The following is a 14,139-nucleotide window of genomic DNA, read 5'->3' as shown; positions in this document are numbered from 1 at the left end:
GGCGCGGACCGCGTGCACATCGCACGCATGATCCGCGCCGGCCGGGTACGTGTGCCCGGGGGGCCGCGTTTGCGCGGCGGAGCGCGGCGCGGCACGGTCGAAGAAACTCACGCAAGGAGCCACTGCCATGCCCATCGCGACGGTCAACCCCGCGAACGGCGAGACCCTCAAGTCATTCGACGCGCTGGGGCCGGAGGAGACCGAGCGACGGCTCACCACGGCCGACAGCGCGTTCCGCGAGTACCGCACCACCGGCTTCGACATGCGGGCCCTGCTGCTGAACCGCGCCGCCGACCTCCTGGACGAGGACCAGCAGGAGATCGCCCGCACCATGACCACCGAAATGGGCAAGCCGGTCAAGGCCGCCCGCGCGGAGGCCGCCAAGTGTGCCAAGGCGATGCGCTGGTACGCGGCCAACGCCGAGCGGCTGCTCGCCGACGAACACCCGGCGGACGCCGATGTACGCGACGCCGGCGCCTCCAGGGCGTACGTCCGCTACCGTCCGCTCGGCGTCGTTCTCGCCGTCATGCCGTGGAACTTCCCGCTCTGGCAGGTCGTGCGCTTCGCGGCGCCCGCCCTCATGGCGGGCAACGTCGGCCTGCTCAAGCACGCGTCGAATGTCCCGCAGACCGCGCTCTACCTCGAGGACCTGTTCCGCAGGGCCGGATTCCCCGAGGGCTGCTTCCAGACCCTGCTCGTGGGCTCGGGTGCGGTCGAGGCGATCCTGCGCGACCCCCGTGTCGCCGCCGCGACGCTCACCGGCAGTGAGCCTGCCGGCCGCTCCGTCGCGTCGATCGCGGGCGACGAGGTGAAGAAGACGGTCATGGAACTGGGCGGCAGCGATCCGTACGTGGTGCTGCCCTCCGCGGACATCGGGAAGGCGGCGGCGACCGCGGTCACCGCCCGGGTGCAGAACAACGGGCAGTCCTGCATCGCGGCCAAGCGCTTCATCGTGCACACCGAGGTGTACGACGCGTTCGCCGAGCGTTTCACCGAGGGCATGCGCGCGCTGACCGTCGGGGACCCGGCGCAGGAGAGCACCGACGTCGGACCGCTCGCCAGCGAGCGGGGCCGCGCCGACCTGGAGGAGCTCGTCGACGACGCGGTACGGCGGGGAGCCACCGCGCTGTGCGGCGGCGCCCGGCCCGAGGGGCTGGGCGGTGGCCTGGACGGCGGCTGGTTCTACACCCCGACCGTCCTGTCCGGCATCACGCCCGAGATGCGCATCCACCAGGAGGAGACCTTCGGCCCGGTGGCCACGCTCTACCGCGCCGCCGACCTGGACGAGGCCGTGGCACTCGCCAACGACACGCCGTTCGGGCTGAGTTCCAACGTGTGGACGCAGGACGCCGAAGAGATGGGCCGCTGTGTACGTGATCTGGAGGCGGGCGGCGTCTTCTTCAACGGAATGACGGCCTCGCATCCCGCGCTGCCCTTCGGCGGCACCAAGCGCTCCGGCTACGGGCGTGAGCTCTCAGGCCACGGCATCCACGAGTTCTGCAACGTCACCACGGTCTGGTACGGCGCCTGACGGGGTGCTGACGATCCCCGCCCGCACCCTGCCGAGGAGTCCCCCCATGAGCGATGCCCCGCTGTCCGACCACGAACTCGCGGCACTCGACGCGCACTGGCGCGCCGCCAACTACCTAGCGGTCGGCCAGATCTACCTGATGGCCAACCCGCTGCTGGAACAGCCACTCGCACCGGAGCACATCAAACCGCGCCTCCTCGGCCACTGGGGCACCTCGCCCGGACTGAACCTCGTGTACACCCACCTCAACCGGATCATCAAGGCCCGCGAGCAGCAGGCGCTCTGCGTCTGGGGCCCCGGCCACGGCGGACCCGCGATCCTCGCCAACTCCTGGCTGGACGGCAGCTACTCGGAGACATATCCCGATGTGACCCGTGACGCCGCGGGCATGGGAATCCTGTTCAAGCAGTTCTCCTTCCCCGGCGGTGTGCCCAGCCATGTCGCCCCGGAGACCCCGGGATCCATCCACGAGGGTGGCGAGCTCGGCTACGCCCTCGCCCACGCCTACGGCGCCGCCTTCGACCACCCGGAGCTGCTCGTCGCCTGCGTCATCGGCGACGGCGAGGCGGAGACCGGGCCGCTCGCCGCGTCCTGGCACTCCAACAAGTTCCTCGACCCGGTGCACGACGGGGCGGTCCTGCCGATCCTGCACCTCAACGGGTACAAGATCGCCAACCCGACGGTCCTCGCCCGCATCCCGGAGAGCGAACTCGACGCGCTGATGCGTGGCTGCGGCTACGACCCGCTGTACGTCAGCGGCGACGAACCCGCCGCCGTCCACCGCGAGCTCGCCGCCGCGATGGACCTCGCCCTGGACCGTATCCACGCCTTCCAGCGGGCCGCGCGCACCGAGGGCGCGACCGAGCGCCCCCGTTGGCCGATGATCGTCCTGCGTACCCCCAAGGGCTGGACCGGGCCGGCGGAGGTCGACGGGCTGCCCGTTGAGGGAACCTGGCGCGCCCACCAGGTCCCGCTGCCCGGAGTCCGTGACAACCCGGAGCACCTGCGCCAGCTGGAGGCGTGGATGCGTTCCTACGGGCCCGAAGAGCTCTTCGGCAACCTCGGGGCGCCCGAGCGCGCAGGTCCTCGACTGCGTGCCCGAGGGCGACATCCGGCTCGGAGCGACCCCGTACGCGAACGGCGGTCTGCTCCTGCGAGCCCTGCCGGTCCCGGCCCTCGACGACTACGCCGTGCCGGTCGAAAGGCCCGGCGCCACCGTCCACGAGCCCACCAACGTCCTGGGCGGACTGCTCGAAGGCGTCATGGCGGCCACGGCCGGGCGCCGGGACTTCCGGGTCGTCGGCCCCGACGAGACCGCGTCCAACCGGATCGACGCCCTCTACGAAGCCACCGGCAAGGCGTGGCAGGCGCAGGTCCTCCCGGTCGACGAACACCTGGCCCGCGACGGCCGCGTCATGGAAGTGCTCTCCGAACACCTCTGCCAGGGCTGGCTGGAGGGCTACCTCCTGACCGGACGCCACGGACTGTTCTCGTGTTACGAGGCGTTCGCCCACATCGTCGACTCGATGGTCAACCAGCACATCAAATGGCTGCGCACCTCGCGGCGGCTTGCCTGGCGCCGGCCCATCGCCTCACTGAACTATCTGCTCACCTCACACGTATGGCGGCAGGACCACAACGGTTTCTCCCACCAGGACCCCGGCTTCGTCGACCACATCCTCAACAAGAGCCCCGAGGTCGTCCGCGTCTATCTGCCGCCGGACACCAACACCCTGCTGTCCATCGCCGACCACGTCCTGCGCAGCAGGGACTACGTCAACGTGATCGTGGCGGGCAAGCAGCCGGGCTTCGACTGGCTGACCCTCGACGAGGCCCGCGCCCACTGCGCACGCGGGGCCGGGGCCTGGGCGTGGGCCGGTACGGAGGACGGCAGCCGGGAACCCGATGCGGTGCTCGCCTGCGCCGGTGACGTACCCACCCTGGAAACACTGGCCGCGGCGAGCCTGCTCCGCAGGCACCTGCCGGAACTGGCCGTGCGGGTGGTCAACGTCGTCGACATGACGCGGCTGCTGCCGCATGGGGAGCATCCGCACGGGATGCCCGACTCCGAGTACGACGCCCTGTTCACCACCGACAAGCCCGTGATCTTCGCGTACCACGGCTATCCGTGGCTGATCCACCGGCTGGCGTACCGCCGCACCGGCCATGCCCATCTGCATGTACGGGGTTACAAGGAGGAGGGCACGACCACCACGCCGTTCGACATGGTGGTCCGCAATGGCCTCGACCGCTTCCGGCTGGTCATGGACGTCATCGACCGGGTGCCCGGCCTCGGGGTCCGTGCCGTCGCCGTACGCCAGGCGATGGCGGATGCGCGCACCCGCCACCACGCCTGGATTCGCGAACACGGCACGGACCTGCCGGAGGTCGCGGACTGGACCTGGGACGGCTGACATCGTCCCGGGTCTGTGGCCGGTGCTTCTTTCGGGGCGGGCCGGCCGGTCAGTGCACGGTCACATGCACGACGGGCGAGAAGTGGGGCCTGCTTCTTGCTCCCCTCACTCCGCGCTCCCTCGTTCCTCGCGCTCAGTACCGCAGCGCCGCCGCGATCCGGCCGTACGCGGAGAGGGAGTCATCGGCGAGGAACACCACTTCGGCACCGCTGTCCAGGGCCGCCTCGATGAGCTCGTCGACGATGTCCTCGCGGACCTGGCCGTCCGCCGTCCGGGTGGCACCGGGGCTCACCGGCTCAAGGTGCCCGTCGGTGACCTCGACGGTCTGCTGGAAATGCTCCTCCACCGCTACCAGCCCGGCCCTGCCCTCCCGTACCGCGGTCCAGACCTCGTCGAGACCCCCCGTGAAGGAGTGGCTGCCGCGAGCGGTGTCGAGCCTGCTCTCGATCTCCTCCGCGGTCCGCTTCCGGTGGCTGTCGAGTGCCGGGCGCAGCTCCTTGAGGAGTTCGGCCGGTGTGGTGTCGGCGGGCGCGCCCTTGGCGACCCGGCCGACCGCGGACCTGGACGCCTCGCCCGCTTCGTCCAGCAGGGCGAGTGCGGGGGCGAGCCCGACCAGATACAGCGGGCGGGGATCAGTGGCCAGCAACGTGCGCAGATGCTCGTTCACGGTGCGCAGGAACTGGCGGGTGTCCTCGTTGCTGAACGTGCTGGGCGTATCGCCGATCCGCTCCTCGCGCTGCGGGTTCGGCGCCTCGTGCGGAGCGGTCAGCGGGAATCCGGACTGCTTCTCCTGGTGTACGGCGTCCGTCGTGCCGCTCCAGAGCGTGGCGTTCTCGGCGGACACGGTCAGCGCCCAGAACGGCGTCGCCCGGGCCTTGGCGGCGACCAGGTTCCGGGTGAGGAAGGTGTCGCTGAGGACCACACGCTCGGGCGCGGTACGGGGCAGCTGCCAGATCTGGTACTCGTCGGCCGTGGCGAGGACGACGAGTGCGTCCAGGGCCCGGCGCGGGTCCACCTCGGCGACCGCCCGGTCCAGCTGCTCCCTGACGGCGGTCCGGACCTCGCGCGTCACGTCCGGGTCCGCCTCCAGTCGGTTCGACGCCTCCGCCACCAGGTTGCGCAGCCGTACGGCGTCCTGGGCGTTGTGGGGCGCGCGGCGGTGCGTCGGCATTGTCAGGGACAGGGCCGGATAGGGCCTCGTCGCCCGCAGGTCCTGCAACAGGCCGGCGGTCAGGGCGTCCGTGTCCATCGTTCCCTCCCAGGGCTTTGTGGCGGGTGATTCAACGAGTCAATTCATATCGGTTGATCCTAATATGGGCGAGTTGGTCGTTTGATGACTCGGAGGTAGATGAGATGTCCACGCTGACCGTGTGGAAGTTCCAGTCGGCGGACGCCGCGGAGAACGTCGAGACGACGCTGAAGTCACTCCAGAAGGAGGGGCTGATCAAGATCCTGGACGCCGCCGTGGTGAGCTGGCCGACGGACCGGCCGAAGCCCAGGACGAAGCAGTTGCACAACCTCGTGGGTGCCGGTGCGCTGAGCGGGACGTTCTGGGGAATGCTCTTCGGGCTGATCTTCCTGATGCCCCTCCTCGGCGCGGCCATCGGTGCCGCGGCCGGTGCGCTGGGCGGCAAGCTCGCCGATATCGGCATCGACGACGAGTTCATCGCGGAGGTCAAACAGCAGGTGACCCCCGGTACTTCGGCGCTCTTCCTGCTCACCAGGGACGAGGTGCCCGACCGGATCAGCGACTCGCTCCCCGGGGGCGGCGCCGAACTGCTCCACAGCAACCTGGACACCGTGCGCGAGGCCAAGCTCCGCGACATCTTCGGTGACGACGCGGAATGAATCCCTCCCCGCTCACCCCCTGTACCGAAGACGGAGCATCCGTGAAACCGAACCGAACCCGAGCCACCCGCCTCCTGATCCCCGCCGTACTCACCGGGGTGATCGTCGCCGGGACCGCCGCCTGCGACAGCGACACCACCTCCGAGGGCACGTCCAGCAACGTCCGGACGCTCACCCCCGAGCCGTCCGCTTCCCCCTCCGCCTCGGCGACCCCGCGTACCCAGCGCAGTCATGAGGCGTCAGTCTCCGCCGACCTCGAACGGGTCAAGGCCGAGGCGACCAAGGTCCTCGAAGGCGCCGACGGCCGGGGCAACGCCGTCAAGGACGTGTCGGTGACCGGCCGGCCAGTCACCGAGGGCGAGGACTTCCGCAGCGCTCTGGTCCGGGTCACCAACTCCACCGAGAAGAAAGCCTTCTACGCCGTGCGCGTCGAGTTCGTCGACGCCGACGGTGAGGTCCTCGACTCCGTCGTCCTCGGCTTCGAGGACGCACCGCCCGGCCGCACCGTCAACAAGCAGGCCAACAGCCGCAAGGCCGCGGGCGTCACGACGTTCCCCCGGATCGCCCAGGCCGAGCGCGGCTGAGGGCCGGCCCGGGTGAGTGCCGCCGACGCGGTGACCGACGTACTGGGAGAACTGCACAGCCGGTTCGCCGGGGTCCGGGAGGGCCGTCCCGCCGACTACATCCCCCAACTCGCCCAGGCCGACCCGGACGCCTTCGGGCTCGCCCTCGTCAGCATGGACGGTCATCGCTACAGCGCCGGTGAAGCGGACGTCCCCTTCAGCCTGCAGTCCGTATCCAAACCCTTCGTCTACGCGCTGGCCCTGTCCGACCTCGGCCTGGACGAGGTGGGCCGCTGGGTGAACGCCGAACCCAGCGGAGAGGCGTTCAACGCCATCAGCCTGGAGCGGGGCACCGGCCGGCCCGCCAATGCCATGGTCAACGCGGGCGCCATCGTCACCACCGCGCTGATTCCCGGCACCCCGGGCGCCGCGGCGTTCGAACGAATCCTGGCGTTCCTCGGCCGGTTCGCCGGACGGGAGTTGGAGGTGGACGAGGAGGTGTACGTCTCCGAGGCCGCGACCGGGGACCGGAACCGGGCCCTCGCCTATCTGATCCGCAGCGCCGGAACGCTGCCCTTCGACCCGGTGACGGCGGTGGAGACGTACTTCAGACAGTGCGCGGTACGGGCCACCGCCGTCGATCTCGCCACGATGGCGGCGACCCTCGCCCACGGCGGCGTCAACCCGGTCACCGGCGAGAGCGTTGTCACGGCGGCCGTCGCGGCCCAGGTCCTCGCGGTGATGGCCACCTGCGGGATGTACAACGCGTCCGGTGACTGGCTGCTCCGCGTCGGACTGCCGGCCAAGAGCGGCGTGTCGGGCGGTTTGATCGCCGCCGGACCGGCGCGTTTCGGACTCGCCGCGTACAGTCCGCCGCTGGACGCGACCGGCACCTCCGTGCGCGGACACGCGGCGCTCGTCGCACTCTCGCAGCGGTTCGGGCTCCACCTCATGAACAATCCGGCGCTCCCCGGATCGACCGTCACGCTCGCCACCACCGCCGACGACCTGCCCACCGCACCCGCCCGGGGACCCGAGCGCGCCCTGCGTGAACGGGTCGGCGTCGTCGCCGCGCAGGGCGCACTCGACTTCACCGCCGCGGAACGGGTGCTGTTCGCGCTGGACGAGCCGGGCCCGGACCGGACCGGATCGGTCGTGCTCGACCTGCGCGAGGTGACCAACATCGACAGCGTGGCCCTCGCCATGCTGCACGCGGGCCTGGCCCGGCTGGCGCACGACGGCCGCCGCGCGGCCGTCGTCGACCCGGTGGGCCGCCTCGGACCGCCCGGTCTCACCCGGGAGCGCACCGGCCAGGACCTGCCGCGCTTCGCCTCCCGCGAGGAGGCCGTCGAACGGTGCGCGCGCGTCCTCGCGGAACGCGACTGAGCCGCCGCGGCGGGCCGCCGGCCCCGTACCGGAACCGGCGGCCGTGCTCGGCTACCAGATGGCCTCGACCCACTCGGGGTGGTCTATGAACGGGTTCCGGTTGTGCTGGTACCGGTCGAAGATGACGTCGTTGCGGCGCTGCTCGAAGCTGTCCGGCGGGTCTTCCTGACTCCACTGCTTCAGTACGGAGAGCCTGCCGATGTACGGGGCCGAGCCGTTGTTCACGTTCTCGTTCGGTTCGAGGTCCGCGAAGGAGTCGTCGCCCTCGTAGCGCACCGCCATGTAGAGGATCATGCGGGCGACATCGCCCTTGACGGCGTCACGCGGCTCGAAGGAGTCGCTGTCGGTGTAGTTGCCCGGCGCCTCGCCCAGTTGGCTGCCGCCGTTGTCGAAGTCCTTGTTGCCGCGGGTGGAGTTGACCGAGACGTCCTCCGGGCGCAGATGGTGGATGTCGGTGCCGGGGCCGGTCGCGGTGCCGAAGTCACCGTGCGACTTGGCCCAGACGTGCTCACGGTTCCACTGGTCGGCGTCGCCGCCGTTCTCGTTCTTCGACTGCGAGCGGCCGGTGTAGAGGAGGATCACGTTCGAGGAGTTGGCGGGGTCCTCGTCGGTGTCCTTGAGCGCGTCCCAGACCTGGCTGTAGCTGAGCCTGGTCTGGTCGCTGATGATGGTGTGCAGGGCGGACTCGAGTGCGGCGCCGGTCTTGCCGAGGGCGGCCTGGTAGTACGTGTCGTCGAGGGCGGCGGAGGCTGTGGGGGCCGTCGGAGCCGGCGCGGCGGCCGCGGTACCGGCGAGCACCGCGACCGAGGCTATGGCGGCCAGTAGCGGACGCGCGTAGATACGGGGACGAACGGACATGTGGGGTGTCCTCTCCGGAAACGGGGGCACCGCGAATCCGCTTCTGTGGGGCGCGGTCGCGGTGGTCGTGCGAAGGCTGTTCAGGCGGGAGCCTTCCACACGCACCGTGACCCATGTGTGAACGCTGCGTACCCATCATGTGCAGGTCAAGTGGCGATCCGGGGTGCGGCCCAGCAACCCGTCCCGGACGCCCCTTCCCGGGCCCGGAAGGCCCCGTACGGGCGGGCTCCAGGGCTTCGGATGCGGTGACGCCCTTGCGGCGCGAGAATTGCCGCAAGGACGAGGAGGCGGCATGAGCGAAGAGCCCGAATCCGTATCTGTGACCGTGCCGGAGGTGCGGGGGGTGACTCCCGACCGTCTGCTGCACAGCGGGGGGAGCGACCATCCGAGCGCCGAGGATCTGGTCCTCGCCTCCGGGCGGGACCTCACTCCCGCGAATCTGAAGTGGGCGGAAGGCAGGATCGCCGCGGAGGGCCGGTCGGCGATGGACAAGCGGCTTCCGTAGACGGCGTCCCGCGGGGCCCGGCGGACGGGATGCGTGCCGGGTCCCGGCGGACGGAGAGGCCGCCGTGGGCGGGGATTGTGTGGGGCACTCCCCGGTCACTCGGTTAGCCTGAGTGCACAATGAATCGTTTGACGACGTCACAGGGCGGATTCGACCTCGCCCGCTTCCCCGAGAATCCCCGCGACCCGTTCCGTGCGTGGGACGCCGCCGATGAGTACCTGCTGCGGCAGCTGGAGGGGATCGATGACGCCGCGCCGGTCGATCTGTCCGGCACCGTTGTGGTGGTGGGCGACCGCTGGGGCGCCCTGACCACCGTGCTCGCGGACCACGCCCCCGTACAGATCACCGACTCGTACCTCGCGCAGCGGGCCACCCTGGCGAACCTCGCCCGGAACGGCGCCGATGCGGACTCCGTACGGCTGCTGTCGGCCCTCGACGCGCCGCCCGAGCGGATCGATGTCCTGCTGGTGCGGGTGCCCAAGAGCCTCGCGCTCCTGGAGGACCAGCTGCACCGCCTGGCGCCCGCCGTCCATGCCGGCACCGTCGTCATGGCGACCGGCATGGTCAAGGAGATCCACACCTCAACCCTCAAGCTCTTCGAGCGGATCATCGGGCCGACCCGTACCTCCCTCGCGGTGAAGAAGGCCCGGCTGATCTTCTGCACCCCGGACCCGGAACTGACCCGTACGCCCAGCCCCTGGCCGTACCGTTACGACCTGCCCGGCGACGTCGGGATCACCTCCGGCCGCACCGTCACCAACCACGCCGGCATCTTCTGCGCCGAGCGGCTCGACGTCGGCACCCGCTTCCTGCTGAACCACCTGCCCACGCGGACGGGCCCGGACCGGGTCGTCGACCTGGGCTGCGGAAACGGTGTCCTCGGCACGGCGGCCGCCCTGGCCAACCCGGAGGCCATGGTCACCTTCGTCGACGAGTCGTATCTGGCGGTCGCCTCCGCCGCGGCGACCTTCCGGGACAACGCCGGTCCGGACGCCAAGGCGGACTTCGTCGTCGGCGACGGACTGACCGACGTGGAGCGGGGGAGCGCGGACCTCGTCCTCAACAATCCGCCGTTCCACTCCCACCAGGCGACCACCGACGCCACCGCCCGCAACATGTTCGTCGGAGCCCGTACCGCGCTGCGGCAGGGCGGCGAGCTGTGGGTCGTCGGCAACCGGCACCTCAGCTACCACGTCCTGCTGCGCCGGATCTTCGGCAACTGCACCACCATCGCGGGGGACCCGAAGTTCGTCGTCCTGCGCGCCGTCAAGCGCTGACAGCCGTCGGGCTCCACGGCCCTTCCGGATTCTTGCAACACGTTCTACTGTGTGCGCCGCCGCACACGGGCGACGCGACCGCGAGACACCTGGAGGGGCCGTGCACCTCGAATACACGCCTGAGCAGCAGCGGTTGCGCGCCGAGCTGCGCACCTACTTCGCCGCGCTGGTGCCCGACGACGCGTACGCGCGCTACGCCGAGCCCGCCGCCCAGAAGCGCTTCTACCGTGAGACGGTCCGCCGACTGGGCACCGACGGGTGGCTCGGTGTCGGCTGGCCCAAGGAGTACGGCGGACGCGGGCTCTCCCCGATGGAACAGTTCATCTTCTTCGACGAGGCGGCCCAGGCGGGCATACCCCTGCCGCTGATGGCCCTCAACACAGTCGGCCCCACGATCATGCAGTTCGGCACCGACGAACAGAAGACGGACTTCCTGCCGAAGATCCTCGCGGGCGAGATCGACTTCGCGATCGGCTACAGCGAACCCGAGGCGGGCACCGACTTGGCGGCCCTCAGAACACGGGCCGTGCGCGACGGGGACGAGTACGTCGTCGACGGGCAGAAGATCTGGACCACCAACGGCGACACCGCCGACTGGGTATGGCTCGCCGCGCGCACCGATCCGGACGCCCCGCCCCACAAGGGCATCACGATGCTGCTCGTGCCGACGAGCGACCCCGGCTACTCCTGCACGGTGATCAACACCCTGGCCTCGCACGACACCACCGCCAGCTACTACGAGAACATCCGCGTCCCCGTTTCCCACCGCGTCGGCGAGGAGAACAAGGGCTGGCGGCTCATCACCAACCAGCTCAACCACGAACGCGTGACGCTGGCCGCCCACGGCACTATGGCGGTACGCGCGCTCCACAACGTCCAGCGCTGGGCCGCGGAGACGAAGCTGACGGACGGCCGCCGGGTCATCGACCTCGGCTGGGTCCGCTCCCGGCTGGCCCGCACGCACACCCGCCTCGACGCCATGAAGCTCCTCAACTGGCAGATGGTGTCGGCACTCCAGCACTCCACCCTCACCCCGCACGACGCATCGGCCGTCAAGGTCTACGGCTCCGAGGCGCGCCGGGACGCCTACGCCTGGCTCATGGAGATCGTCGGCTCGGCGGGCCCGCTCAAGGAGGGCTCCGCGGGCGCGGTCCTGCACGGGGAACTCGAACGCGGCTACCGGTCGGCCGTCATCTTCACCTTCGGCGGCGGCAACAACGAGATCCAGCGAGAGACCATCTCCTGGATCGGTTTGGGGATGCCACGGGTCAGGCGGTGAACGGGTGGGTTCGCAGCACGTGCTCTCTCCGAGCTGCACCCCCTGCCTCCGAAGTGGCCGTCCAGTCGCCCCCATCTGGCCGGGCGGCTTCGTCCCGTACGACGTCGACGTGCTCAAGGTGGGCGGAGTACATGAAGGAGATGCTCGAAGAGTTCAACGAGCAGGGTGATGAGGATCCCGAGCACTGGACGTGAGGGCAACGAGGTCACCGCAGTCCGCTGGAAGGATCTGGGGGAGATGATCAGGCTGATGGCTGAGTCCCGGGACTGCTTCGAAGATCTCGGCTGCGCATCGGCAGCGGAGACAACCGGCTTGTCCGGCGCCGGCCTGACCTGACATCAGCACCGCCTCGGCCGCCAGTAACAGGACGGCAGCTGCGGCTAGTTGAGAACGTCTGTGTTTCGACCGGGGCCTGCGCCAAAGAGGTCGTTCTCACGGTGGCGGACAACGGTGTCGGGAACGCCCCTCGATGTGCCCGCGAAGTCACGTACGACACCCTGGCCCCCGTGGCGGCGGGGACCGAACGCGTAGTCCGGGATACCTTCTGCTGTCGTGCGCCCGGCGTCGGCCCGGGTCCAGCGGGTGATTTCCTCCTGTACGTCCGGGGCCGCCGCTTCCTCGTGCTCGGCGTCCTCCACCAGCTCGAGCACGGGCCCCCACCTGCCAGGGGCTCAAGAAGGCCAGGCGGCTTCCCTCGGCCACAGCGGCGCCCTTGAGCCCGTCGAGCACCTCCGGTGGGACGGCCTCGTCGGTGAACGGGTTCCTGTTCGTGTGCCGCCTGGGTATCGCTGTGTACAGGCCGTCCAGGTCCTTGCCACCAGTGGGCGGTCGCACGAAAGCGACCCCGGCGAGCAGCTCGGGATCGGCCGCGTCGGGCAGCACGGAGATACGCGCCTCCCAACCGCCGTGTGCGGCGGCGACGCGAAGGTTGAACAAGGCGGCGCCACAACCGAGATGCAGGCCCCGGTTGTGCGGGTCGGCCGCAGGCAGAAGGCGAGTGAGGTCCATACGCAGGCGCAGGACGCCATCGCTTCGCACGTAGTGGAACCGCCACGGCTGGGCGTTGTGCATCTAGGGGGCGGCGGTGGCGCCCGCGACGAGAGCCGCCACGGCTGCCGGGTCAAGTGTCTGAGCGGTCACGAGAACCTCCCTGCGCTTGCGGGGTATCCGGGGGTGATCAGCCATGAGGAATATGCGGACCCACCGGAACCCGTCCGACGCGGCGCCCGACGATCACCAGAGCCGCGTCGACGGATGCGTACACGAGCTGCGAGCCGGCCACGCCGACCCGAACGGCCCTTCACGGTGTGCGGCGAGGCAGAGAATCGGAGGACTCCGTGCCGAGAGCGAGTGCCTTTTCGTGTCACGCGTCGTGACGTCTCCAGCTGGGTCCCACCCACTGCCACTCGCGCTCCCACTCCGCCATTCGACGGCGACCGGCCACTCGCCGCACGGTAAGACCGGCGGCAGCAGCCGCTCCCACCCCTGCGGCCGTGGTGTAAGCACCGATGGCCACTGCTCCCGCCACGATCTGCTCATGACTGAGCGGAGGTTCCGTGACACGGCCTCGGCTGTCCAGCCACACGTGGGTGCGCTCCCCGCGTTCCAGGCCCGCGGGGACCTGTGCGACGCCTCGGGCGGGGGTTCCCTCCGGTGCGGTCCAGCGGACCAGCGCTCGTACGGTGTCACCGCGCCCCGTTTCCCCCACTGAGATATCGGCCGGGGGAGATCGGCGTACGACCACGGCAGGGACCTGCCGCCGAGAGGATTCCTGGTCGGTGGCGACAACCAGGTCGTGTGCGTAGGCGGACCGGGCCGCGTACGCACCGGCCGTCGGAGCGCCCAGGCTCAGCACGGCGGCGAGAGCCAGGAGCGCCCACGCTTCGAGTATGTCGACACGTCGGCGCAACGGGTGGTCACGCCACTGCCGCTTCCAGACGGGCGCAAGCACGGCGGCTCACGGCCTCTGCGCCCCGACAGCCAGCCCGTCGGCGATCTCAGTGGCCCACGCGGAGATTCTGTCCATGTCGCGGTAGTCACCGCCTCGCCCCTGCTCAAGGATCATCCGGGCGATGCGGCCCCGAGCGCCGGCTTCGAGCCTTCCACCGAAGGTGACATGCTCGCGCGCCTGTGTCCGACGCTGCGCACGGCGGGCGCCGGGGACCGGCGGGAGGTCTCTTTCGGATGCCGATGGGTCGAGGGGGCCGCTGCTGAAGAGCCAGACCGGCCGCTCGGCAAGGGCTTGTCGGTGCTGTCGGGTGAAGCGTGACGCATCCCGGTGCCAGCGCCCCGTGTAGAGGGCGCCGCCGAGCACAACGGCGTCGTAGGGAGCGACGTCCCCGACCTCGGCAGCAGGCCGGACATCGGTCTCCAGGCCCGAGTCGCGCAGGACCGACGCGATAACGCGGGCTATTTCCGCTGTGGAGCCATTCCTGGTCCCATACGCGACCAGCACGGTGCGGGACACCGTTCCCACCG

The 14,139-nt window shown here is 70.3% G+C and carries 12 protein-coding genes and 1 pseudogene; 8 read left to right on the top strand and 5 right to left on the bottom strand.

The features are described 5' to 3' along the window. The first annotated feature begins 127 nt into the window (after nt 1-127). Both ACFT7S_RS19655 and ACFT7S_RS19650 read left to right on the top strand, forming a co-directional pair. Nucleotides 128-1,531: an NADP-dependent succinic semialdehyde dehydrogenase gene (locus ACFT7S_RS19655; protein ID WP_382733427.1), complete on the top strand. Its 1,404-nt coding sequence runs from the start codon at nt 128-130 to the stop codon at nt 1,529-1,531. Nucleotides 1,532-1,577: 46 nt separating this feature from the next. Continuing rightward, nucleotides 1,578-3,945, top strand: a pseudogene (locus ACFT7S_RS19650) (phosphoketolase). Between the two features lie 133 nt (nt 3,946-4,078). Here the strand turns inward: ACFT7S_RS19650 and ACFT7S_RS19645 are convergent. Next, entirely contained in the window at nt 4,079-5,194 is a 1,116-nt protein-coding gene (locus ACFT7S_RS19645; RefSeq protein WP_382733424.1) for a chemotaxis protein, read from the bottom strand. A 104-nt stretch (nt 5,195-5,298) separates the two neighbouring features. Between ACFT7S_RS19645 and ACFT7S_RS19640 the strand changes: the two genes are divergently transcribed. Genes ACFT7S_RS19640 through glsA form a run of 3 tightly spaced genes read left to right on the top strand, consistent with a single transcriptional unit; the run spans nt 5,299 to nt 7,742 of the window. After that, nucleotides 5,299-5,793, top strand: a complete 495-nt coding sequence (locus ACFT7S_RS19640; RefSeq protein ID WP_382733421.1) for a DUF1269 domain-containing protein — start codon at nt 5,299-5,301, stop codon at nt 5,791-5,793. 41 nt (nt 5,794-5,834) lie between these two features. Then, entirely contained in the window at nt 5,835-6,377 is a 543-nt protein-coding gene (locus tag ACFT7S_RS19635; protein WP_382733419.1) for a hypothetical protein, read from the top strand. A 12-nt stretch (nt 6,378-6,389) separates the two neighbouring features. Further along, nucleotides 6,390-7,742 carry a glutaminase A gene (glsA, locus tag ACFT7S_RS19630; protein ID WP_382733416.1) on the top strand — a complete coding sequence of 451 codons (1,353 nt, stop codon included), beginning with the start codon at nt 6,390-6,392 and terminating at the stop codon, nt 7,740-7,742. A gap of 51 nt (nt 7,743-7,793) precedes the next feature. Here the strand turns inward: glsA and ACFT7S_RS19625 are convergent, their stop codons facing one another. After that, a complete protein-coding gene (locus ACFT7S_RS19625; protein ID WP_382733413.1) occupies nt 7,794-8,600 on the bottom strand; it encodes an endonuclease I family protein in 807 nt (268 codons plus the stop codon). A gap of 292 nt (nt 8,601-8,892) precedes the next feature. Between ACFT7S_RS19625 and ACFT7S_RS19620 the strand changes: the two genes are divergently transcribed. The 3 genes from ACFT7S_RS19620 to ACFT7S_RS19610 all read left to right on the top strand — a co-directional run bounded on the left by ACFT7S_RS19620 (nt 8,893) and on the right by ACFT7S_RS19610 (nt 11,661). Then, complete coding sequence (locus tag ACFT7S_RS19620) at nt 8,893-9,105, top strand: hypothetical protein (protein ID WP_382733411.1); 213 nt, start codon at nt 8,893-8,895, stop codon at nt 9,103-9,105. Nucleotides 9,106-9,224: 119 nt separating this feature from the next. Next, nucleotides 9,225-10,382, top strand: coding sequence for a methyltransferase (locus ACFT7S_RS19615; protein WP_382733408.1), 1,158 nt, complete (start codon nt 9,225-9,227; stop codon nt 10,380-10,382). Between the two features lie 100 nt (nt 10,383-10,482). Next, nucleotides 10,483-11,661, top strand: coding sequence for an acyl-CoA dehydrogenase family protein (locus ACFT7S_RS19610; RefSeq protein ID WP_382733405.1), 1,179 nt, complete (start codon nt 10,483-10,485; stop codon nt 11,659-11,661). Between the two features lie 380 nt (nt 11,662-12,041). Here the strand turns inward: ACFT7S_RS19610 and ACFT7S_RS19605 are convergent, their stop codons facing one another. The 3 genes from ACFT7S_RS19605 to ACFT7S_RS19595 form a co-directional block, all read right to left on the bottom strand. After that, on the bottom strand, nt 12,042-12,311 hold the full coding sequence (locus tag ACFT7S_RS19605) for a hypothetical protein (RefSeq protein ID WP_382733403.1): 270 nt from the start codon (nt 12,309-12,311) through the stop codon (nt 12,042-12,044). A gap of 713 nt (nt 12,312-13,024) precedes the next feature. Beyond that, nucleotides 13,025-13,612 (bottom strand): hypothetical protein, encoded by a 588-nt coding sequence (locus ACFT7S_RS19600; RefSeq protein WP_382733399.1) that lies wholly within the window; start codon nt 13,610-13,612, stop codon nt 13,025-13,027. Nucleotides 13,613-13,618: 6 nt separating this feature from the next. Beyond that, nucleotides 13,619-14,128, bottom strand: a complete 510-nt coding sequence (locus tag ACFT7S_RS19595; RefSeq protein WP_382733396.1) for a flavodoxin domain-containing protein — start codon at nt 14,126-14,128, stop codon at nt 13,619-13,621. Nucleotides 14,129-14,139 lie beyond the last annotated feature (11 nt).

Origin of the sequence: Streptomyces sp. NPDC057136, from assembly GCF_042670885.1 — a bacterium.
Classification (GTDB): domain Bacteria; phylum Actinomycetota; class Actinomycetes; order Streptomycetales; family Streptomycetaceae; genus Streptomyces.
The sequence above is the reverse complement of the archived record's forward strand: the minus strand, read 5'-3'. Positions and strand labels throughout refer to the sequence as shown.

Excerpts from the sequence above, each read along its gene's own strand:
- ACFT7S_RS19655 (WP_382733427.1), top strand. The coding sequence starts at position 128 with ATGCCCATCGCGACGGTCAACCCCGCGAACGGCGAGACCCTCAAGTCA.
- ACFT7S_RS19645 (WP_382733424.1), bottom strand. The coding sequence starts at position 5,194 with ATGGACACGGACGCCCTGACCGCCGGCCTGTTGCAGGACCTGCGGGCG.
- ACFT7S_RS19640 (WP_382733421.1), top strand. The coding sequence starts at position 5,299 with ATGTCCACGCTGACCGTGTGGAAGTTCCAGTCGGCGGACGCCGCGGAG.
- ACFT7S_RS19625 (WP_382733413.1), bottom strand. The coding sequence starts at position 8,600 with ATGTCCGTTCGTCCCCGTATCTACGCGCGTCCGCTACTGGCCGCCATA.
- ACFT7S_RS19620 (WP_382733411.1), top strand. The coding sequence starts at position 8,893 with ATGAGCGAAGAGCCCGAATCCGTATCTGTGACCGTGCCGGAGGTGCGG.
- ACFT7S_RS19615 (WP_382733408.1), top strand. The coding sequence starts at position 9,225 with ATGAATCGTTTGACGACGTCACAGGGCGGATTCGACCTCGCCCGCTTC.